This window comes from Brevibacillus parabrevis (genome assembly GCF_022701015.1).
GTDB classification, from domain to species: Bacteria; Bacillota; Bacilli; order Brevibacillales; family Brevibacillaceae; genus Brevibacillus; species Brevibacillus parabrevis.
Genome location: NZ_CP064090.1, coordinates 3,178,866 through 3,198,268, shown reverse-complemented (window position 1 = coordinate 3,198,268; position 19,403 = coordinate 3,178,866). Strand labels below are relative to the sequence as shown.

The 19,403-nt window shown below is 53.4% G+C and carries 23 protein-coding genes and 1 other RNA gene; 9 read left to right on the top strand and 15 right to left on the bottom strand.

The window, feature by feature from the left end:
- Positions 1-6: 6 nt before the first annotated feature.
- The 6 genes from priA to IRJ17_RS15285 form a co-directional block, all read right to left on the bottom strand.
- On the bottom strand, positions 7-2,442 hold the full coding sequence (priA, locus tag IRJ17_RS15310) for a primosomal protein N' (RefSeq protein WP_217021459.1): 2,436 nt from the start codon (positions 2,440-2,442) through the stop codon (positions 7-9).
- Positions 2,439-3,689: a bifunctional phosphopantothenoylcysteine decarboxylase/phosphopantothenate--cysteine ligase CoaBC gene (coaBC, locus tag IRJ17_RS15305; protein WP_242775274.1), complete on the bottom strand. Its 1,251-nt coding sequence runs from the start codon at positions 3,687-3,689 to the stop codon at positions 2,439-2,441. The genes priA and coaBC overlap by 4 nt, the downstream gene beginning before the upstream one ends.
- A gap of 74 nt (positions 3,690-3,763) precedes the next feature.
- Positions 3,764-3,970 carry a DNA-directed RNA polymerase subunit omega gene (gene rpoZ, locus IRJ17_RS15300; protein ID WP_063229880.1) on the bottom strand — a complete coding sequence of 69 codons (207 nt, stop codon included), beginning with the start codon at positions 3,968-3,970 and terminating at the stop codon, positions 3,764-3,766.
- Between the two features lie 3 nt (positions 3,971-3,973).
- Entirely contained in the window at positions 3,974-4,594 is a 621-nt protein-coding gene (gmk, locus tag IRJ17_RS15295; protein WP_122965076.1) for a guanylate kinase, read from the bottom strand.
- A 16-nt stretch (positions 4,595-4,610) separates the two neighbouring features.
- Positions 4,611-4,871, bottom strand: coding sequence for an extracellular matrix/biofilm regulator RemA (gene remA, locus IRJ17_RS15290; RefSeq protein WP_015891999.1), 261 nt, complete (start codon positions 4,869-4,871; stop codon positions 4,611-4,613).
- Between the two features lie 24 nt (positions 4,872-4,895).
- The gene (locus tag IRJ17_RS15285; RefSeq protein ID WP_122965075.1) at positions 4,896-5,780 is read right to left on the bottom strand and encodes a YicC/YloC family endoribonuclease; all 885 of its coding nucleotides are present in this window, start codon (positions 5,778-5,780) and stop codon (positions 4,896-4,898) included.
- Between the two features lie 186 nt (positions 5,781-5,966).
- On the opposite strand from IRJ17_RS15285, the gene IRJ17_RS15280 reads away from it, so the two are divergent.
- Positions 5,967-7,706: an Rqc2 family fibronectin-binding protein gene (locus IRJ17_RS15280; protein ID WP_173598036.1), complete on the top strand. Its 1,740-nt coding sequence runs from the start codon at positions 5,967-5,969 to the stop codon at positions 7,704-7,706.
- A 60-nt stretch (positions 7,707-7,766) separates the two neighbouring features.
- Positions 7,767-8,267, top strand: a complete 501-nt coding sequence (locus IRJ17_RS15275; protein ID WP_122965073.1) for a hypothetical protein — start codon at positions 7,767-7,769, stop codon at positions 8,265-8,267.
- 112 nt (positions 8,268-8,379) lie between these two features.
- On the opposite strand, the gene ssrS is transcribed toward IRJ17_RS15275, so the two are convergent.
- Positions 8,380-8,573: non-coding RNA, 6S RNA (ssrS, locus tag IRJ17_RS15270), on the bottom strand.
- A gap of 126 nt (positions 8,574-8,699) precedes the next feature.
- Here ssrS and IRJ17_RS15265 point away from each other — a divergent pair.
- Together IRJ17_RS15265 and IRJ17_RS15260 are read left to right on the top strand one after the other, a co-directional pair.
- Positions 8,700-8,900, top strand: coding sequence for a hypothetical protein (locus tag IRJ17_RS15265; RefSeq protein WP_242771035.1), 201 nt, complete (start codon positions 8,700-8,702; stop codon positions 8,898-8,900).
- Positions 8,897-9,163: a Gmad2 immunoglobulin-like domain-containing protein gene (locus IRJ17_RS15260; protein ID WP_242771032.1), complete on the top strand. Its 267-nt coding sequence runs from the start codon at positions 8,897-8,899 to the stop codon at positions 9,161-9,163. The genes IRJ17_RS15265 and IRJ17_RS15260 overlap by 4 nt, the downstream gene beginning before the upstream one ends.
- Positions 9,164-9,166: 3 nt before the next feature.
- On the opposite strand, the gene IRJ17_RS15255 is transcribed toward IRJ17_RS15260, so the two are convergent.
- The 3 genes from IRJ17_RS15255 to IRJ17_RS15245 all read right to left on the bottom strand — a co-directional run bounded on the left by IRJ17_RS15255 (position 9,167) and on the right by IRJ17_RS15245 (position 12,016).
- Positions 9,167-9,940 (bottom strand): enoyl-CoA hydratase/isomerase family protein, encoded by a 774-nt coding sequence (locus tag IRJ17_RS15255; protein ID WP_122965070.1) that lies wholly within the window; start codon positions 9,938-9,940, stop codon positions 9,167-9,169.
- A gap of 244 nt (positions 9,941-10,184) precedes the next feature.
- Positions 10,185-10,535, bottom strand: a complete 351-nt coding sequence (locus IRJ17_RS15250) for a DUF4870 domain-containing protein (protein WP_242771029.1) — start codon at positions 10,533-10,535, stop codon at positions 10,185-10,187.
- A 536-nt stretch (positions 10,536-11,071) separates the two neighbouring features.
- Positions 11,072-12,016 carry a GntR family transcriptional regulator gene (locus tag IRJ17_RS15245; RefSeq protein WP_122965069.1) on the bottom strand — a complete coding sequence of 315 codons (945 nt, stop codon included), beginning with the start codon at positions 12,014-12,016 and terminating at the stop codon, positions 11,072-11,074.
- Between the two features lie 137 nt (positions 12,017-12,153).
- Here IRJ17_RS15245 and IRJ17_RS15240 point away from each other — a divergent pair, with 137 nt between their 5' ends.
- On the top strand, positions 12,154-12,324 hold the full coding sequence (locus IRJ17_RS15240) for a YjzC family protein (RefSeq protein WP_083955748.1): 171 nt from the start codon (positions 12,154-12,156) through the stop codon (positions 12,322-12,324).
- Positions 12,325-12,387: 63 nt separating this feature from the next.
- On the opposite strand, the gene IRJ17_RS15235 is transcribed toward IRJ17_RS15240, so the two are convergent.
- Entirely contained in the window at positions 12,388-12,630 is a 243-nt protein-coding gene (locus IRJ17_RS15235; protein ID WP_242771026.1) for a hypothetical protein, read from the bottom strand.
- 168 nt (positions 12,631-12,798) lie between these two features.
- On the opposite strand from IRJ17_RS15235, the gene IRJ17_RS15230 reads away from it, so the two are divergent.
- On the top strand, positions 12,799-13,335 hold the full coding sequence (locus IRJ17_RS15230) for a DUF309 domain-containing protein (RefSeq protein ID WP_242771023.1): 537 nt from the start codon (positions 12,799-12,801) through the stop codon (positions 13,333-13,335).
- Here IRJ17_RS15230 and IRJ17_RS15225 read toward each other — a convergent pair.
- The gene (locus tag IRJ17_RS15225; RefSeq protein WP_242771020.1) at positions 13,332-13,889 is read right to left on the bottom strand and encodes an RNA 2'-phosphotransferase; all 558 of its coding nucleotides are present in this window, start codon (positions 13,887-13,889) and stop codon (positions 13,332-13,334) included. The two genes, IRJ17_RS15230 and IRJ17_RS15225, sit on opposite strands and share 4 nt — an antisense overlap.
- A gap of 29 nt (positions 13,890-13,918) precedes the next feature.
- Entirely contained in the window at positions 13,919-14,599 is a 681-nt protein-coding gene (locus IRJ17_RS15220) for a CPBP family intramembrane glutamic endopeptidase (protein ID WP_122965066.1), read from the bottom strand.
- Between the two features lie 192 nt (positions 14,600-14,791).
- Here IRJ17_RS15220 and IRJ17_RS15215 point away from each other — a divergent pair, with 192 nt between their 5' ends.
- Together IRJ17_RS15215 and IRJ17_RS15210 are read left to right on the top strand one after the other, a co-directional pair.
- Entirely contained in the window at positions 14,792-15,991 is a 1,200-nt protein-coding gene (locus IRJ17_RS15215; RefSeq protein WP_122965065.1) for an MFS transporter, read from the top strand.
- A gap of 108 nt (positions 15,992-16,099) precedes the next feature.
- Positions 16,100-16,582, top strand: coding sequence for a CcdC family protein (locus tag IRJ17_RS15210; RefSeq protein WP_063229897.1), 483 nt, complete (start codon positions 16,100-16,102; stop codon positions 16,580-16,582).
- A gap of 287 nt (positions 16,583-16,869) precedes the next feature.
- Here IRJ17_RS15210 and IRJ17_RS15205 read toward each other — a convergent pair whose 3' ends face one another.
- Together IRJ17_RS15205 and IRJ17_RS15200 are read right to left on the bottom strand one after the other, a co-directional pair.
- Positions 16,870-17,277 carry an NUDIX hydrolase gene (locus IRJ17_RS15205; protein ID WP_063229900.1) on the bottom strand — a complete coding sequence of 136 codons (408 nt, stop codon included), beginning with the start codon at positions 17,275-17,277 and terminating at the stop codon, positions 16,870-16,872.
- Between the two features lie 57 nt (positions 17,278-17,334).
- Positions 17,335-18,141, bottom strand: coding sequence for a VOC family protein (locus tag IRJ17_RS15200; RefSeq protein ID WP_122965063.1), 807 nt, complete (start codon positions 18,139-18,141; stop codon positions 17,335-17,337).
- Positions 18,142-18,216: 75 nt separating this feature from the next.
- Here IRJ17_RS15200 and IRJ17_RS15195 point away from each other — a divergent pair, with 75 nt between their 5' ends.
- Positions 18,217-19,362 carry a CapA family protein gene (locus IRJ17_RS15195; protein WP_173599653.1) on the top strand — a complete coding sequence of 382 codons (1,146 nt, stop codon included), beginning with the start codon at positions 18,217-18,219 and terminating at the stop codon, positions 19,360-19,362.
- The last annotated feature ends 41 nt before the right edge of the window (positions 19,363-19,403 follow it).

Below are 19,403 nucleotides of genomic sequence, written 5' to 3'. Positions count from 1 at the left end.
TCCTCCCTAAAGCAATACGTATGGATCGACGTCAATCGTCATCAATACTTTCTGCTGTTTGTTCCATTCTTCAAATGCCGCTGTCGCCTGAGCAAGCAAGTCAGACAGTTGCGGTTCATCCCGATATTTTAGCATGATCTGAAAGCGAAATCTATCCTTCACGCGCGCGATGGGCGAAGCGACAGGCCCAAGCAAGATCGTCGTTTGGGCAAGCCGCGGGCGCAAAAAGTCTGCCAAGGTGTGGGCGCCGCGTATCACGACAGGCACTTCCTCATGGCTGAACGTGATCAGCACCAGCCGGAAATACGGAGGGTATCCCGTGCGTCTGCGCTGCAACATTTCATCGTGATAAAAAGCCGGATAGTCGTGCCGGGTGGCGTGGACGATGCTGTAATGCTCCGGCGTGTACGTCTGGATGACGACATCGCCTTCCAGTTCATGCCGACCGGCGCGTCCGCCTACCTGGGTCAGCAGTTGGAACGTCTTTTCCGCCGCGCGAAAATCAGGCAAATGCAGCGAGCTGTCCGCCGCGATAATGCCTGCCAGCGTCACCCGCGGAAAATCGAGTCCTTTGGCGATCATTTGCGTTCCCAGCAGCACATCGCCCTGTCCGTTGCGAAATTTGTTCAACAGCTCCTCATGTGCGCCTTTTCGCGAGGTCGTGTCCACATCCATGCGAATGACGCGAATGCCTGGAAACAGCTTGGCAAGCTCGGCTTCGACTTTTTGCGTTCCCGTCCCGAAAAAGCGGATATGCTCGCTCTGGCATTCCGGGCAATGGGTAGGCTGGGCGATCGTGTAGCCGCAATAGTGGCAACGCGCCGTATGGTTCGTTTTATGGTAGGTAAGCGAGATGTCGCAATGAATGCAGCGCATCGTATAGCCGCACGAACGGCACATGACGAACGTGGAAAAGCCGCGGCGATTGAGGAAAATGACCATCTGCTCCTCTTTTTGCAGACGATCCGCAATCATCGCATGCAGCTTCCGGCTGAACATCGAGCGATTCTCGGCTTGCAGCTCTTCGCGCATATCGACGACGTGCACCTGCGGCATCGGGCGATTTCCGACGCGGTCTGGCATTTGCAACAGGCCGTAGCGGCCACGCGTAGCCAGCGCATACGTCTCCAAAGCCGGAGTCGCGCTGCCCATAATCAGGACAGCATCGTTTCTTTTCGCCCGCCAGAGCGCAACCTCCCGCGCGTGATAACGAGGTGTCTCCTCTTGCTTGTAGGAGCTTTCATGCTCTTCGTCGATCACGATCAGGCCGACATTGCGAAAAGGAGCGAAAATAGCGGAGCGTGCGCCCACCACGACTTTTACTTGATTGCGAATGATTTTGCGCCATTCGTCGTACCGCTCCCCTTGGGACAAGGCACTGTGCAGGACGGCAACATCGGCCCCGAAGCGCGCTTTGAACCGCTCCACCATCTGCGGCGTCAAAGAGATTTCCGGAACGAGAAAAATCGCCTCGCGCCCTTTTGCCAGCGTCTGTTCGATCGCCTCCAGGTACACTTCTGTCTTGCCGCTGCCCGTAACCCCGTGCAGCAAGTACGAGGAGTAAATCCCCATTTTTATAGATTGCAAAATCGGTGCCAAAACCTGCTGCTGGAGCGGGGTAAATTCCGGCTTCGGCTTCTCGGAAAAGCGCCGATTGGCGTATGGATCGCGGTACACTTCCACCTGCTCAATGACGAGAATGCCTTTTGCCTCCAAACTCTTCAAGGACGCCCGGCTAATGCCGTACTCCGCTTGCAGCATCTGGGTCGAAAACGCTTGCCCCTCATGCATGCGAAACAGTTCGAGCGCTCGGCGCATCTGCTCGGCACGCGCTGGCAAGGAGCGGATCGCTTCTTCCAGGCCGGATGCATCCAGCAAACTGCGCACAAAAGATTGCTGCTTGCGGGTAATCCGATCCGTCACCTGGTATTCCGTCGCCAAAAGTCCGCTGGAAATCCAGCCCGGAACGAGCAAATACTCCTCCGGAAACTGTTTTTCCACCTCTGCCAGCGGAAGTTGCCGTTTTCGCGACAGCTCCCATAAAAGCCCCGACTGTCCGCATGCGTCAGCGTCCAACGCCTCGGTCGCGACCAGCCATTTCTCCGACTTTCCTTTCAGGACAGCCGGGATCATCGCCTGAACAGCAGTCACCCACGGGCACAAATACTGTTTGGACATCCACTCGCCCAGCTCCAGCAGTTCTGGGCTAAGCGGAGGCGTATCGTCGAGCACTTGCTCCACATCTTTCAAACGGGACGACGCGATTTCTCCGTCCGCTAGTTCCACAATTCCGGTCACATACCCTTGCAGCTTGCGCGGGCCAAACGGGACGATTACCCTGCTGCCCACACGGATGAGCGGACTAAGCCAAGACGGTACCTTGTAGTCAAAAGGCCGATTCGTTCGATTGACAGGCACGTCTACAATCACTTGAGCGATCATGACAGCTCCGACAGCGGCTTATGCTGCAGCTTCAACAGCACGGCATCAAACAGTTTGTCAGCTACCGCCCGCTTGCTCAGTTTATCCAGCGCCACTTGCTCGCCTTCCCGCGTCAAAAGGGTGACGATATTCGTGTCGCTTCCCATTCCTGCCCCTTCCAGCAGGACATTGTTGGCCACGATCATGTCGAGATTTTTGCGTTCGAGTTTGGACTGCGCATGCAGCAGAACATCTTGCGTCTCGGCAGCAAACCCGACCACGAACTGCTTCGTTTTGCGCTCGCCGATCGTCTTCAAAATATCCGGCGCTTTGTCCAGCTCCAAGACAAACGGACCGTCGCCCTTTTTCATTTTATGCTCCTGCACCGTTTTCGGACGGTAATCGGATACAGCCGCCGACTTCACGACGATATCGCTTTGCGGCAGATGCTCCATGACCGCGTCGAACATCTCCTGTACCGATTCTACCGCTACGAACTCGACACCAGCGGGACGGGCAAGCGAAGTCGGCCCGCTGATCAGCGTCACTTTCGCTCCCCGGTCGCGTGCAGCTTCGGCAATGGCATAGCCCATTTTCCCGGAGGCGTGGTTGGTAATGTAGCGAACCGGATCGATTTTTTCCCGGGTTGGCCCTGCTGTCACCAGTACGTGCTTGTCCAGCAAGTCCTGCTTGATCGCCGCTCCTGCTTGTTCGTCCGGTTGGGCAAAAAAGCGTTGAACCGCTTCGACGATTTCCTCCGGTTCAGCGAGACGCCCTTTGCCGATCCAGCCGCACGCCAGCAAGCCTACCCCCGGCTCCACGAACCGATAGCCGAAAGACGCGAGCTTTTCCATATTCGCCGCGACCGCCGGATGGTGATACATATTGACATTCATCGCGGGTGCGACCATCACCGGGGCCTTGGTTGCAAGCAAGGTCGTCGTCAGCATGTCATCTGCGATTCCGTTCGCGATTTTGCCGATCACATTGGCCGTGGCAGGAGCGATCAGCACGAGGTCAGCTTTGTCCGCCAGCTCAATGTGGCTGATGACGTGCGGGTCTGGCTCCGTAAACGTATCGGTGTAGACCGGCAGATGCGACAAAGCTTGAAATGTCAGCGGCTGAACGAATTTCAAGGCGTTTTCCGTCAAAATGACATGCACTTGTGCCCCTGCCTGTGTCAGCTTGCTTGTCAGCGCCGCCGCCTTGTAAGCCGCAATGCCGCCACAGACTCCGAGCACGATTCGTTTTCCCGAGAGCGTATTCATCATCTGCAACTCCCCCTTTTCTTCCCTATCCGAAAAAAACAACCTGCTTGGAGGTTGTTTTTAAAGGTAAGCTCTTATTTACGTCCGTCCAAAAACTCGTGCACCAGTTCGTCGGAGATAAACTCTTCGAGAGCCACGCCTACAAACTTTTTGGATTTTGGTCTGACTACCTGCATTTCGCTGTTTTCGCGCAATTGGCGCGCGCGTTTGGAAGCGACAGTCACCAAAATGTACTTGCTTTCTGCTTTCGCAGTCAATTCGTCAATAGATGGATACAACATGATCTATTCAACCTCCTTTAACCATTTGCGATATTTGTGAACCTGGCGATCTTTTTTCAGATGCTCGGCTGTAATAATAGCCTGAATGCGATCGCAGGCAGACTCGATAACATCATTGACCACGACGTAATCGTAATGATCCATCAGCTCGATTTCCGCGCGGGCTACTTCCATCCGCTTGCGGATAACATCCTCTGTCTCCGTGCCCCGTCCTACGATCCGGTTTTCCAGCTCGTGCAAATCAGGCGGAGCGAGGAACAGGAACGTCCCTTGCGGAAAGCTTTCCTTCACTTGCAGCGCGCCCTGGACTTCGATCTCCAGAATGACATCGCGTCCTTCGTCCAGCATCTCATCCACGAATTGGCGGGGCGTGCCGTAGAAGTTCCCTACGTATTCTGCCCACTCCAGAAGAGCGTCTTGCTCAATCATTTGCTTGAACTCTTCCTGTGTCTTGAAAAAGTAATTGACTCCTTCCACCTCGCCCGGGCGCGGAGAACGTGTGGTAGCCGAGACGGAATACACCAGCTCGGGCATTCTTTCCCGAAGCGCCTTGCATACCGTGCCTTTGCCCACTCCCGCAGGTCCGGAGAGAATCAAAAGGAGACCGCGATCAACCATGCTCATTGTGTACACTCCTACTTTATTCGTCCGATTCGTCATCCTTCGTCGTCAGTCGCTGCGCCACCGTTTCCGGCTGCACCGCCGACAAAATGACGTGATCGCTATCCGTAATAATCACAGCGCGCGTCCGGCGCCCATACGTTGCATCCACCAGCATATTGCGATCACGCGCTTCCTGGATGATCCGTTTGATTGGGGCAGATTCCGGACTTACAATGGAAATGATACGGTTGGCATTCACAATATTGCCAAACCCGATATTGATTAGCTTGATTGCCATAACGGCCCAGCCCATCCTTTCATGCTACTCGACATTCTGTACTTGCTCTCTCATTTTCTCCAGCTCGGTCTTGATCTCGACAGCGAGGTGCGCGATTGGCAAGTAATTCGCCTTGGAAGCAATCGTATTCGCTTCCCGGTTCATTTCCTGGAGCAAAAAATCAAGCTTTCGCCCGATCGCTTCGCTTGCCGTCAATTGCTTTGCAAACTGGAGACAATGACTTTCCAGGCGGGTAATCTCCTCGCTGATATCGCTCTTGTCAGCGAAAAAGGCAACCTCTTGAGCCACACGCGCAAGGTCCAGTTCAAACGGAACCTGGCTGGCCCACTCCCCCAGACGCTGCTGCAGGCGGGTTCGATGTTCCTCGATCCCCATAGGAGCCAACTGTTGAAGCTCCGCTACCCACGCTTGAATCTGTGCGAGCCGACTGGATAAATCAGCGTACAGTTGCTTGCCTTCCGCCTCTTTCATGGAAAGCAAGTCGATCGCCGCAGTTCGTACCTGATCCAGCAGCCATTCGGCTACTTCGTCATGGTCGTCTGCCGTTTCTTTTGTATGTATCACGCCAGGGAAGAGCAAAAGCTCCTTGACGCCAAGCGGACTTTCCAGTGAAAAGCGCTCAGCCATCGTGCGCGACAACGAAACAAGCTGTTCGGCCATCTGCCAGTCAATATCGATAGCAGAAGCCGCCTGGCTTTTTCCGTCGATCGCGATGGTCACATCGACACGGCCTCTTCGGACGTACTGGCTCACCAGCTTGCGCACCTGATCCTCCAGCATGCTCCAAGCTTTTGGCAGTCGTACCTGTATCTCGGAATACCGATGATTGACGGCGCGAATCTCCACAGTCAAACGCGCAGTTCCCCTGCTATCCTCTTGCCGTCCATAACCTGTCATGCTTCTAACCATCATTTTCACTTCCACAGACGCAAAATCGTTAATTTATTATAGGAGACAACTCTTGGCAGTGTCAACCGAAGGCGCAAGGCGACAACAAGATTCCTCCCTCTCCCGCTTTATGCTACACTGTGACTGGCAAACATTTTTCCATTCGTTTTTCCTTCTCGGCATTTTTTAGGATAGAGGTGAGCTATAGTGGCATTTGACGGCGTAGTGACCCGTGCCTTGACACGGGAATTACATAAATGTATCGGCGGACGCATTTCCAAAATTCATCAACCGCATCATAGCGATATTGTCATGCAGGTGCGGACACCGGGGGAAACGGTCAAGCTCCTGCTCTCGGCAAACCCGACGTACCCGCGGATTCACATTACGACAGAAGAATTTACAAATCCGCTGGAAGCCCCGATGTTTTGCATGCTGCTGCGGAAGCATTGCGAAGGCGGCGTAATCGAGTCCATCGAGCAGATCGGCATGGAACGGATCATCCACATCGACGTCCGCACCCGCGACGAGCTGGGAGATACGGCGACCCGCCGCATTATCATGGAAATCATGGGCAAGCACAGCAACATCATTCTCATCGATCCGGCTACCGGGACGATTCTGGACAGCGCGATGCACGTCACCTTGGCGATCAGCCAGTACAGGCAGGTCACACCCGGCAGGACGTACGTCTCCCCGCCGAGTCAAGACAAGCGCGACCCGTTGGCTGCGACCGAGCAAGAGTTCATTTCCTCCATCGATTGGAACAGCGGACGCCTGGACAAGCAGATCGTCGACGGCTATACGGGAATCAGCCCGCTTTTGGCAAAAGAGATCGTGCACAGAGCGAAGCTGGCAAATCGGGAAACGCTGTGGGAAGCTTTTTCTGCGGTCATGGAAGCAGTCAAGGCGCACGCATACGCTCCTTCCATCGTGGAACACGCTGGCAAAGCCTACTTCCACGTCATCGAGCTGACGCACCTCGCCGCGGGCACGACAACGCCGTACCCATCCGTGCAGACATGCTTGCAGGCGTACTACGAAGGCAAAGCTCTGCGCGATACGGTCAAGCAGCGCGCCCACGACTTGATTCGCTTCGTGACTGGTGAACGCAACAAAAATGAAAAGAAAATCGAAAAGCTGGAGCAAACGTTGCAGGAGGCGCACGACGCTGACCAATTCCGCCTGTTCGGCGAGCTGATTACCGCCAACATGCACCAAATGAAGCGCGGCGACACCGAGCTGGTCACGGTCAACTGGTACGACGAAGCGGGCGGAACCATCACGATTCCGCTCGATCCGCTGAAGACGCCGTCCGAAAATCTGCAAGCGTACTACAAGCGCTACAACAAGGCAAAAAACAGCCTGCAAATCGTCAGTGAGCAAATCGAGCAGGCCAAAGCGGAAATTCTTTACCTGGACGGCCTTTTGGTTCAGCTTGGGCATGCCAGCCTAAAGGAAGCCGAAGAAATTCGCGACGAGCTTGTCGAGCAAGGCTACATGCGCGATCGGAAAAAGCGCGGGCCGCGCAAGAAAAAAGATACGCGCCCTGAGCTGGAAACGTACGTGTCCACAGACGGAACGGAAATTTTGGTCGGAAAAAACAACAAGCAAAACGAATTTTTGACGAACAAACTGGCCGCTTCGCATGAGACATGGCTGCATACGAAGGACATTCCCGGCTCTCACGTCGTCATCCGCTCCCGGGAATACTCCGAGCAAACGTTGCTGGAAGCGGCAAATCTGGCCGCCTATTTCAGTCGCGCCAAAGAAGGCAGCCAAATTCCTGTCGACTACACCTTGATCAAGCACGTCAAAAAACCGAGCGGCGCCAAGCCGGGCTTTGTCATTTACGAGCAACAGCGCACCTTGTACGTCACACCGGACGAAGCCCTCGTCCGCCAGTTGAAAGCGAACGCTTCCTCCACGCATAGCGAAACCCGCTAAGCTCATACTAAGAGCAAAGAAGCATATCTTCGTGGTTTCAACTTTGGAAGGAGGATCAGGATGAACGTCATTGGCATCATCCAGACTGATCTAAACGAATTCAGCGTATTGTTTGAGCAGCAAAACGGTGGACAAGGCGGCAGCGGCGGTGGTGGCGGACAAAACGGTGGCGGCGACCAGCATTCGCAAAGCGGCGGTGGACAGGATTTTCAAGATAGCGACTCCATGTTCCTCAGCTTTCTGGACGAACAGCCCAGCTCCGGGGAAGGAAGCTCCACTAGCGGCCAGGGCGGGCAAAGCCAGGGGCAGGGGCAAGGTCAAGGGCAGCAAGGCGGGCCACAGGAACTGACCGTGCGCATTAAAGGCATACCCGAAGGCCAGAAAGCAAACTTCCTGCAAATGTACCAAATCCTTCAGGACGCTCAAGATTCTCAATCCCTGGAGCAAAGCTTGACGATTGTCAACAACAACGATCAGCAAGACGGACAAGATTCGTCGAGCCGCAGACAAAACCAAGGCCAGGGACACGGTTCCGGCAAACAAAACAGAACGACTCATTGATCGCCATGCTGCGAAAATCGTTTCGTCGACAACAGAAGACATAGAAAAACCACCTGGAAATCTCCAAGTGGTTTTTTCATGCTATCGGCAAATCTTTGCTTTAACATGCTTTCAAGTCCCCGCTTTGCCGTTGACCTCATGTTTCTATAACCTGCGCTCACACAGGTGGGTGACTGGTCTGCCCTTCAGCCTTCCCATGCATCCCCAAAAGGGAGGTGGGCCTGACATCCATCACAAATTTTCGTCTCCCGAAAAACACGTATAAGGTTAGAAACATTTACGGCCTTACGTACATCGCAGGATCTTGATACAACTACTTTACCACAGAATTATTCCACGCTCAACGGATTTTCTTTCCTTTCGTTTCCCATTCTTTTCCCACACCTTTTTGTAAGCTTGGACCCATCAGGCCAAAAGGAGTGAGGATTGTGTATGGATGAGAATGTGAAGCGGCTGTACGACAAAACCGGATTTGGCAGCTACACGGGCGGAGCCGGCCTGCAAGCGGAGATCAAACAGCTCGTGACTGCTGATCCGGCTCCCCGCTGTTTGCGTCTGCGACTGCCCTGGAGCAGCCTGCTGGCGAATCAGGCGGCAAATATGAGAACGAGTCTTTTCGCAACATATCGGTGACGAAAACGGGAGCGGGCCAATACACAGTAAAAGGCGAAGCGCGCGTATTCGAGGCGACCGTCCGCTTTGTCGTGACAGATGGAGACGCCACATTGGCCGACAGTTTTGTTACCGCCAGTCAGGGCGGGCCAGCATGGGGTACGTTCAGCATCAACCTGAACCTCGACGCCTCCAAGCTGAAGGAGCCTGTCCTCGTCCTGTTTGAAGAAAGCGCCGAATCAGGGCAGCGCATTCACGAATTGAAAATCCCGTTGCCAAAATAAAGCTTACGTCCGCTTCCTTTTGGCACGAACGAGCGACTGAAACTCGGGATGGGCAATCAAGGACGGCTGCTGCTGTTTTTCCCAGGCAAGCGCGTACTCCAGGCCGTTAAACTGGCACCGTCCCAGCCCTTCCTTCGTAACTGCGTAAGCCTGGCTTGGCAAGCGGCGCACCATGGACACCAGTGCTTCCACTTCCTGCTCGATCCGCGCAGGCTCCACAGCTCGATAAATCAGACCGATTTGTTCGGCTGTTTGCCCGGAAATTTTTTCGCCAAGCAACGCAAGACGTTTCGCCCAAGCTGTTCCGACGAGTCGTGGCAACAAATAGGTGCCGCCGAAGTCCGTCGTCAGTCCGATCTGTACAAACGGTTCTTGCAAGACCGCATCTGTCGCCGCGATGACAAAATCCGCGTGCAGCGCCAAGTTCAGCCCCGCCCCGACTGCTACCCCTTCCACGACCGCAATGACTGGCTTGGGCATCTGATTCAACCGGGTAATGAAATCGTTGATCACCGAAAGCGCGTCATCTGCCTCGCTTTTCTCGCTCAGCGATGTCAATACGGTCAAATCGGCTCCCGAGCAAAAATGACCGCCCGCTCCCCGCAGAATGAGCACTTCCACCTCCGAATCATCCGCCGCCTCCGCAATCGCCTGTTGCAGCAAGGAAAACATCTCCACTGTCAGCGCATTCAGCACATGCGGGCGATTGAGCGTAATCGTGCAGACTCCCGCTTCTTTTTTCACCAAAAGGCTTTCTGCCTGTCCTGTGTGTTCCATTCTTCTCACTTCTCCTTTCTATTGGGACGCTTCCGGAATAACGCCTTGACGCTGTAGCTTGCGCAATCCTTCCTCTGTCCGCAAATTGAGCGAAATGCTCTTGTGGTTGTGGTGCGAACGCAAGGAAAACGCTCCGCTTGCTTTCTCCCCTATTTTCGCGATGAATGGTCATTCACCCTGCCTTTTTTGCGAGAAAATTACGAAAAAACCGCCCCTCAACGGAACGGTTCCCTCTTTTTGCTTTTCATTTCACAAAGCGCAGCGTCAGCGGATAGCGGTACGGTTTGCCCTCGTTTGCCCGGATAGCGGCGATGACAACGAAGACGATCCAGAAAATGAACAAGGCGGTCAATAAGATCGCGCCGATAAAGACAATCAGCAACAAGCCGGAAATCGCGGCATAAATCGTAATCGAGATGCCAAAATTGAGCGCTTCCTTCCCATGCTCTTGAAAAAACTCGCCCTCTTCCCGCTTGACCAGCCAAATAACCAGCGGCCCCAGCACATTGCCAAAAGGGATCAAAAAGCCTGCCAGAGCAGACAGATGCACAATCATGGCCCACATTCGCTCGTCTTTTCCGCTCAAATGATTCATCGTTTTCTCCCCCATTCCATTCCCGTTACTGTAAGTGTACGATATCTTCGCTTGAAACTTGCGAAAAAACGAAAAAAGCGCCCAAAAGGCGCTTCCCTCGCTATTAATATTTGCCACCGTGACTGTGTCCACCCCAAGAGGACCCAAAATCGCCGCCATGTCCACAGCTTTCACCGTGGTGGTGATGGTGACCGCAGCCACCGCGACCTGTTTTACATTCCATTTTGTAGTAAGGCTTGTAGTAGCAATGTTTTTTGTAGTATTTCTTCTTGCAGCACTTCTTGTAGTAGCACTTGCAATGAGACTTTCTGCATCCGCAACCCATGAACCTCACCCCCTCCTGATCGTTACATCTACAAGGTATGTAGGTGAAGGTGCATTGGCATGGTACACTTGTCTATTGTTGAGCCAAAATCAGCGGGTGTCCTGCCTGGCACAACAAAGCCGACAGAGCATCTGCCGGCGGGGTTTTGTCTATGTGTATGAAGAAAAAAGCTCTGGCAGGCGGCCAGTGAATAAGTGCGGGGATGAATCGATCATTGCGTGACAATTTTTCGCAGCTCGTTGATTCCGTGATGATCGGGAATTTCCTGGTATTCCTTCACTTTTGGCAAAGTCAGCAAATGCGGCCTGACCATATAGCCAGGCTTCGAAATATACACGACATCGCAGTTTGTAATCAGCTCGAACACATCGGGATGATTCGCTTCGATCGTGCGAATGTCCAGATGGGTAATGCCCGCGTTGTACAAATCATTGATCATTCCTGCCGCCCCGCGAATGGTAGCACAGACCAGTCCCACTTTTGTATGCCGGGGGTACGCTTCCATGGCGGGAATTACCGTTGTCGGGTCGGGTATAAAGTCGAGACTGACGACTGGCGGGGCTTCGCGCGGCAGCCGATGCTTCGCGCGCAAATTCACGGAAGGATGCGTCACAATCGCTTTGTATTGTTGCAAAAAGCTCGGGTCCTGCTCGACTCGCTGGGAAAAATCCTCGAAGGTTCGCCCTTCCAGCATGACACTCGGAAGATGGTATTGCACCAGACGCAAATATTCGGCAAGCTCCAGCTCGGTGAAGCGCAGAAACAAAACGGGAAACTGGTTGATTTCCTGCATCACACAAGAGAGGACGCGGGTAAACTCATCCATCGAGTACCCCATCGCCTTTACTTTGTGCAATGTCTCTTTGGCCAGCAAGGCGAGATGCGCCGGATTGCGGGTCAATAGTGGATCGTTGACGATGTTGCTGACGATGGTCCCTCGCCCCTGTCGCGAGTCCACCATACCTTCCTGCTGCAAGCGGAGATAAACGCTGCGGACCGTGTTGTAATTGACCTTCAGCTGCGCAGCAAGCTCCCTTACTGTCGGCAACTGTTCATTCGGCGGAAGTTCCCCGCTGCGAATCGAGGAGGCAATTTGTTGGTAGATCTGTTCGTGGTACGAAACATTCGAATCCTTTTGCAGGGTCAGGCGTAGCATGAATTCACCTCTTCATCCATCATTGAAAACATCGTATATGAATTTCGAATCGAACGTCAATAGAAGCCGTCGGCATGATCCGTTCCTTCGCGGCAATACTAAGGCTGATCACACATCACGAGAAAGAAGGTGCCCTGATGGGAGAACAAAGCCGTTTTCGTGAAGGCGACAAATCACCGAAAAATGGCGTGTACATGGAAATCGGGGAGACTGGCGCCAGCGTACAAGACCCGATGATCATCGAGCTGGACAGAGGGCAAAAGTTTCCCGCTACCCGCAACAAAAACCGGGTATGGACCCAAAAGTAGGCGCTAGTCCCACGCTCACGATCAAAAAACCAACCTTGCTGACACAGCCAGGTTGGTTCCTTTTTAGTTCTCGTCGTCTTCGTCCTCGTCCTCATCTTCTTCATCGCCACTCAAATAGATAATGGTGACCCCGAGGCTTTCCAGAAGACTGATCACTTCTTTGTTCAGCTCCTGATCCATCAACAGTCCCAGGCTTTCCACCAATTCCAGCTCTTCCAGATCGCCTTGCTCGGCATCCTCAATCAATTCGATAATTTCCGTCATCCGCTTTTTTTCCAGGACGGCCATGAGTTCATCTCTTGTCATAAAATGTTTCACACCTCGATTTCTCTTCTCTATGCATTATAATAGTACATAACGAAACGGTTGAAAACAAAACGCTCTTGATCGTTTGACTGACCGCAAGCGGCGCACCCGCTTTCGCGAAAAAACATCGAGACGTTTTTCCCAAAAAAGAGCGAGGTGAAGTCCACCATGTATCCTGAGCCGTATCTGGACTACCTGGTTCAGTTTCATGTCGAACGCGACTACTTCGAGTGTCACGAGATTCTCGAAGAATATTGGAAGAGTGCTCCACCAGAAAAGCGCCAGCCTGTGTGGGTCGGCCTGATCCAAATTGCCGTGGGCCTGTATCATCACAGACGCGGCAACCTGAATGGCGCTGGCAAGATGCTCACAAGCGCCCACGCGTTGGTCAAAGAACACCATGAAGAGATCGAGCGCCTTGGCTTGGACAGCACTGCCCTGCAGCGATTGCTGGCAGAGCGCCTGGATGAGATTCAAAAAGGCATGCCATACCGCAGCCTCACCTTGCCGATGCAGGCCGCAGAGCTGATATCCGCGTACAAAGCGGCTTGTGCCCGGCAAAATCAGCCTGAGCACCGCGACAGCGACATGAGCGATCCGTTTTTGCTGAACAAGCATACGTTGCGCGACCGCAGCGACGTGCTCGCAGAACGAGAGCGGCAACTGCAACTGCGCCAAGGAAAGCAGATCAATCCGGCGGACTAATACGCTTCTTCTGTTACAAAAGCGGCTGGAATCGCATCGCTGTACAAAAATGCTCCGCTCCCTTTGAAAAATCGGATGCCGGTTGCCCTCGCCTCTGCCGCCTGCACGGTCAGCACAGAGAGCGTGTCTTCCGGCATCCCGATCTCTTCGATCGTGAGCGCAAGCTGCACAAAGTCACTCGCGATGGGCAAAAGTCCGCCCGTGAGCACTTGCCGAACAAGCTTTTCGTGCGTGCCGTAGTACAGAAGCGCTGGAGGCTCCACCTCTGCGAGTCGGCCTGCTGCCTGGACTGGGCTTGAAGCAAAGCCGTAGGTGGCGCGAAGCAAAACGCCGCCATCCCAGTCAATTTGCCGCTGCGGGTCATTTTCCACGACTTGCCACAGATCGGAGCGGCGAATATTTTCCCACCCTTTGATCGAGCGCAAATAAGCGAGCAATGGTCCTGTTGGCGTGAATCCATATGTATCGAAGTAAAGCTGGACGTGCTCATTCTTTTGCCGCAGGATGCCCAGCAGACGCTTGCGCAGCTGGACTTCTTCGTGTGGCGCCAGCATGGCTTTCTCTCCTTTCCCCTATCTTCCCGCTAGTAAATCCACAAAACAACCGCCAAAGCCAGCCCCAAATCTGCGAGCAAATGACTGAACCAGGTAGGATATATCGATGGGAACAGCCCTTTCAGCCAGCCCCAAATAACCCCGGCCGCGTATACTGCGCTAGTCAGCAGCAAGCCTCGCCACAAGCCAAACAAGGCTGTCGTGACAATCAGATGATAGAGCGTATAAAAAAAGCTGGTCAAAAGCACGGAGACGGCACGGGAAAGCGAACGAAGCATCCGTTGCAGGACAAAGCCTCGCCAAAACAATTCTTCCAGCAACGAGTTCACGAACACGAGGTATAGGGCAAACCAGCCGATCCATTTGCGGCTCAACCCCCACGATTCCAAACCCGCCCGCACAGCAGCAGGCAAGCCCTCCGCTTGCAAAAGCAACCACAATCCAGCCTGAATCCCCGTAAAAAACAGCACGCCCAGCGCGATTCCAAACAGCGCTCCCCGCTTTTCGAACCGGCCCCACGCCAACTGCCAATTTTCCTGCAAACTTTTCTCCCACCAGCCGTGCAGCAGCGGGATTCCCACGCATACGACCAGATGGAAGGCAACAAACGTAACAAACAAGCTGTGCCGCTCTACCAGTCCGTAAAAGATGGCAAGCGTGGCAGCAAATCCATACCCGATCAACAGAAGCAGCGTACGTTTTCGCGCCATGCCGATTAGCTCCTTTTTTGCGTAATCGCCGCTCATTGTTCCAGTAATTTGCCCGTTATTGCTAGGAAGCATACATACAGCGTCAATAAATATACAAATATTTGGGCAGATGCTATACTGGGTTTTACCGTTTTGAAAAACTCGATCGGTTCATTTTTTTGTCAAAAACCAAAAAGATATGGAGTGGCTCTCATGTTGTGGCGCAACCGAACCTTTCTTTTGCTGATGACAGGGGAGATTGTCGCAGGTGCAGGCATGTGGATTTCTATCATTGCCAATCTGGCGTTCATGCAGAGCCTGATCCCTTCCGAAACCGTGAAGGGTCTGATTTTGATGAGCGGTCTGATCGCAAGCATCCTGTTGGCTCCGAAAGCGGGCGTCGTCATCGATATGTACGACAAGGGAAAAGTGATGCTCTTTGCCAGCATGGCCCGGACTTTAAGCCCTGTGTTCATGTTTCCCGCTCTCGCGTACGATTCCATTCTCTGGATGATCGTCTCCCTGATCGTCATGCAAGTGTCTGCGGCGTTTTACTTCCCGACCGTGCAAGCCTCCTTGCCTGCCATCTTGAGCAAAGATGAGCTTTTGAAAGCGAACAGTGCGTACTTGAATATTTCCACCCTGTCACGCATTGGCGGAACGGCTCTCGGGGGTGTGCTCGTCGTCTCCATGGAATTGCCCATGCTGTACATCTGTTCGATCATTGCCTACGCGATTTTGGCGGTCGTCACCTTGTTTTTGCGGATTCCGCCCGTTACCTCGCGGAATATGAAGGAAAAAGTGGAGTTCCGCGAAGTGCTGATGATTGCCCGCAAAGACCCTGCCTTGTTTGTCGGATTGATCAACAACGGTTTGATTACGTTGTTTTTGGGCGGACTCAATCTGATGATCCTCAACCTAAGCGAGATGCAAAACGAGCCGCAGCTCATGGGCTGGATTTACGCGGTCGAGGGCACGAGCATTTTGATCGGCGGACTGCTCGCCAAACGGTGGATCGGCGGCAAAAATCTGGTCGCTGCCTCTACGCTCATGCTGTTTTTCTTCGCGCTTTCCCAATTCGGAATGTCCATGGCAGACAACAAAGCGATGGTGCTGTCTTCCTTTTCCGTGTTTGGCTTGGTCGTCGCCTTCTTTTTTCCTGTCATTGCGACGATCTTTCAGAAGCGCTTGCCAGCCCACCAGCAAGGACGGTTTTTTTCCTTCAAAAGCATGCTCGACCGCGGCTGTTTTCTGCTCGCGCTGGGGATTACCGGGGTCGGTCTCGACCTGCTCGGCATCACCGGCTACCTGCTGTTTATCGGCTCGCTGACGCTCTTGTCCGGCCTCTTGACGCTCCTCTACAGCAAAAAACACAAGCTCGATGTCCGGGCCAGCGACGAAGCGGCGGCTTAGCAAAAATGCCGCTTCGCTGTCTGCGGCTTCCCCATACGTCTCAATTTGGTGTAAACTAGACAAGACAACATTGAAAATTTGTTGAAAGTCTATGGAGGCGTTTTTTCCATGCAGATACTCACTTCTTCATCCTTTGGCATTTTGGTGCCGCTGGTGATGGCAACCGCGGTCATCTTTTTGCGCATGCGCCGGCAAAAAAAGCCTGTGTCTGCAAAAAGCATCATCCTGCCGCCGTTCTTCATGGCTACTGGCTTTGCCATGTTTTTCTTTCCGGAAGCGGCGCTGCCACCGATGTACGATCTGGCGGCTTTTGTAACCGGATTGATTTTCTCCATTCCCTTGATTATGACTTCGCGCTTTGAGATCATCGGTCAAGACGTTTACCTCAAACGTTCCCGTGCGTTCTTCTTTATTTTGGCAGGACTCCTGATCATCCGGCTGATTATCAAGCTGGTGATCAACGACAGCTTCACCCCGATCCAGACAGGCGGCTTGTTCTTCCTGCTGGCGTTCGGCATGCTGGTTCCGTGGCGCATTGCCATGCTGTACATGTACCGCCAATTGACGAAAAAGACGTTCGGAACGCATTGATCGCCGGCGATGTTGATGTCGCAGAAAAGAAAGAGCAACCTGATTCCTTTTTTCGCAAAGGGAACGGGTTGCTCTTTTTTCTATGATTCAGTTATTCAGTCAAGTGCGTTTGGAAAAACTCAACGATGTGGCTAATCAGTTGCAAAAAGCTCTAAGGCCCGCCGTGAATGAGCAAACACACTCACTTTTTTCTCAAAACAAAAAAGCCGTCCCTGTTCGGACAGCTTTTTGCCTGCTGATTGATTTCGACTGCTCTTTTCACTACGTCTCATACTTGCCCGTTTGCCCTAAAACTCCACGTAAAACGGATGCTTTTCCTCCTGCAAACATAAAGAGATGCGCTGTCTGAAATTGCTCCAGGTCACCTTTTGCAGAGCTTCCTCGACCGGAAAGAAGCCCGACTCCAGACACTCAGGCGTTGTGATTAGTTTTCCGCCGATCGGTCTGGCGAGAAACAGGGCGTTGCAGATCGACTTGCTGACATTTTGAAACACGCCGCAAAATTTCGTCACTTCAATGTCCAAGCCGCATTCTTCCTTCGTTTCCCTGATCGCTGCTTCGCGGATGGACTCCCCTTGCTCCACCTTTCCGCCGGGCATTTCCCAGCCCCGTCTCGGTCCTTTGATCAGCAGCACTTCGTTGCGATCATTGACGATAATCGCCGCAGCGGACAAAGAATGCTTGGGTGATGTCACAAGCTCGCCTCCTTTGCGCCATTTTCTTGCTTTGCCCCTCGTTACTTTCTAGCAAATTCAAATCAGGTACGTCCCGCCACAAATGGAGTGCGATTCGTGAAGCGCTTTTGCCGCGCCTACTCTTGCAAAAAAAGGACGCTCTCCGCGCGATTGCAGCATCCGCTTGGCCGATCCATCCTGCTGCGGTTCACACAGCACGATATTTCCGCCAGGTAAAGCAAGCGTCAGGCAACGAGCGCCCATTTGCTCATCGTCGAACACTGCTTGGCTCGGCAAGCCGAACCACCGCGTCCAATCCGCTGCTGCCGCTTCCAGATCGGAAACAGCATAACCAACCGCTTGCAGCTCCGTCGCGCCATTTGGATGCGGAGCGATGATGCCGCGCTGTGTCAAATCGGCTTTGCGCTCCTCGTCTGTCTCGCTCCATTCAATCAGAAACGGCATTTGTCTCGCACTGTGCGGGTCTTCGGCAAACAGCATGCGCCACTGCAAAATCTTCCCGTCGTCTCGCGTGCGGCTGCCCGCTACCGGCCCTGTCACTTTGAGACCAAGTGACTGAAATCGCTCTACCCACGCGTCCATTTGCCGAGTGCGCAGGGCAATTTGCCCAAGTCCCTCACCGCGATTCGCCTCCCAGACCAGTTGCCGGATGAGCGGATTGTCGGATTGCTTGGCGACAGCTGCCTCCTCCACCGCCAAAAACTCCACATAAGATAGTCCCAAGTAGCTGAGACTGTTCCATGTTCCCCAATGGGTATGACGTCCGCCCGCGACAGCGTGAAAGCCTGCTTCCTGAAAAAGCCGGGCAGCCTCTCCAGGGGGACGGTGCACGAAATGAACCAGATGATCGAAGGAAAGCTGCATCTTTTTTCGCCCCTTTTCGTATTAGCTCTATAATAACAAATTCACCCATTTTTCGTTACCGTTGAAAGGAGCATAATGAATCAGACGCAGCAAAGCCTAAAGCACATCCGGCGAAAACAACGACAAAAGAAGTGGCAAAGGATGGCGAAGCAAACGCTCTTGTTCAGTCTGCTCGTCATCCTTTGCTCAGGGATTTACTTCGCTTTCGACAAGCTGGGAAGCCATTCCGCCTCCCCTGAACACGATTCCGCACCACCTCCGGCTGTTGCCCACGAGCCGACTGTCCGGCTGACCTTCGTCGGAGATGTGATGATGTCCGGAAATGTGGAAAAAACGTTGCTCGAAAAAGGCTACGACTACCCGTTCACGCACGTCCGTTCCCTGTTTTTGCAGGATGACTTTACCATAGCCAATCTGGAGACGCCACTTACCACAAAAGGCACGCCTGCCGACAACAAACAATACGTTTACAAGTCCTCTCCTTTGGCTGCGCCTGCGATGAAAGCAGCAGGGATCGATGCGGTCAACCTGGCAAACAACCATTCGATGGATCAGGGCGTGGCCGGATTGCTCGACACGTTTGACGCGCTTGCCAAAAACGGGATCGCTTACCTCGGCGGCGGCAAAGACTCTGTGGAAGCCTTCACTCCCGTCGTGGTGGAGCGAAACGGCATCAAGCTCGCCTTGCTCGGATTCAGCCGGGTCATTCCCGAAGTCAGCTGGTTCGCCACGGAGAAACAGCCTGGACTGGCTGGCTCCTATGATTCCGCCAAAGCCGTCCAAGCGATTCAACAAGCAAAGGCACACGCTGATCTCGTCGTCGTGATCGCCCATTGGGGCAAGGAACGGGAAGACTTTCCCGTCGATCACCAAAAAGAATTGGCCAAAGCTTACATTGACGCAGGAGCAGACTTGATCGTCGGTGGTCATCCTCACGTCCTGCAAGGCTTTGAACGCTACAACGGCAAGTGGATTGCCTACAGTTTGGGCAATTTCATTTTCACCCGCTCGACGGAGCCAAAAACGTGGCAGACGATGGTACTGCAAGCAAGCTGCACAAAAGACGCTTCCTGTGAACTGACGATGCTCCCGTTCCATGCCGAGCTGGGACGAGCGGTACCGATGAATGACACGGATGGGGCAGCGCTTCTGCAACGAATCGAATCACTGTCGGAAAACGTTCAGATTGAAGCCGATGGTCACGTACAGGCACGCTCATGATAAATGAGGCGTGCCCGTTGCCTTTTTTGGCGAAACTTTTC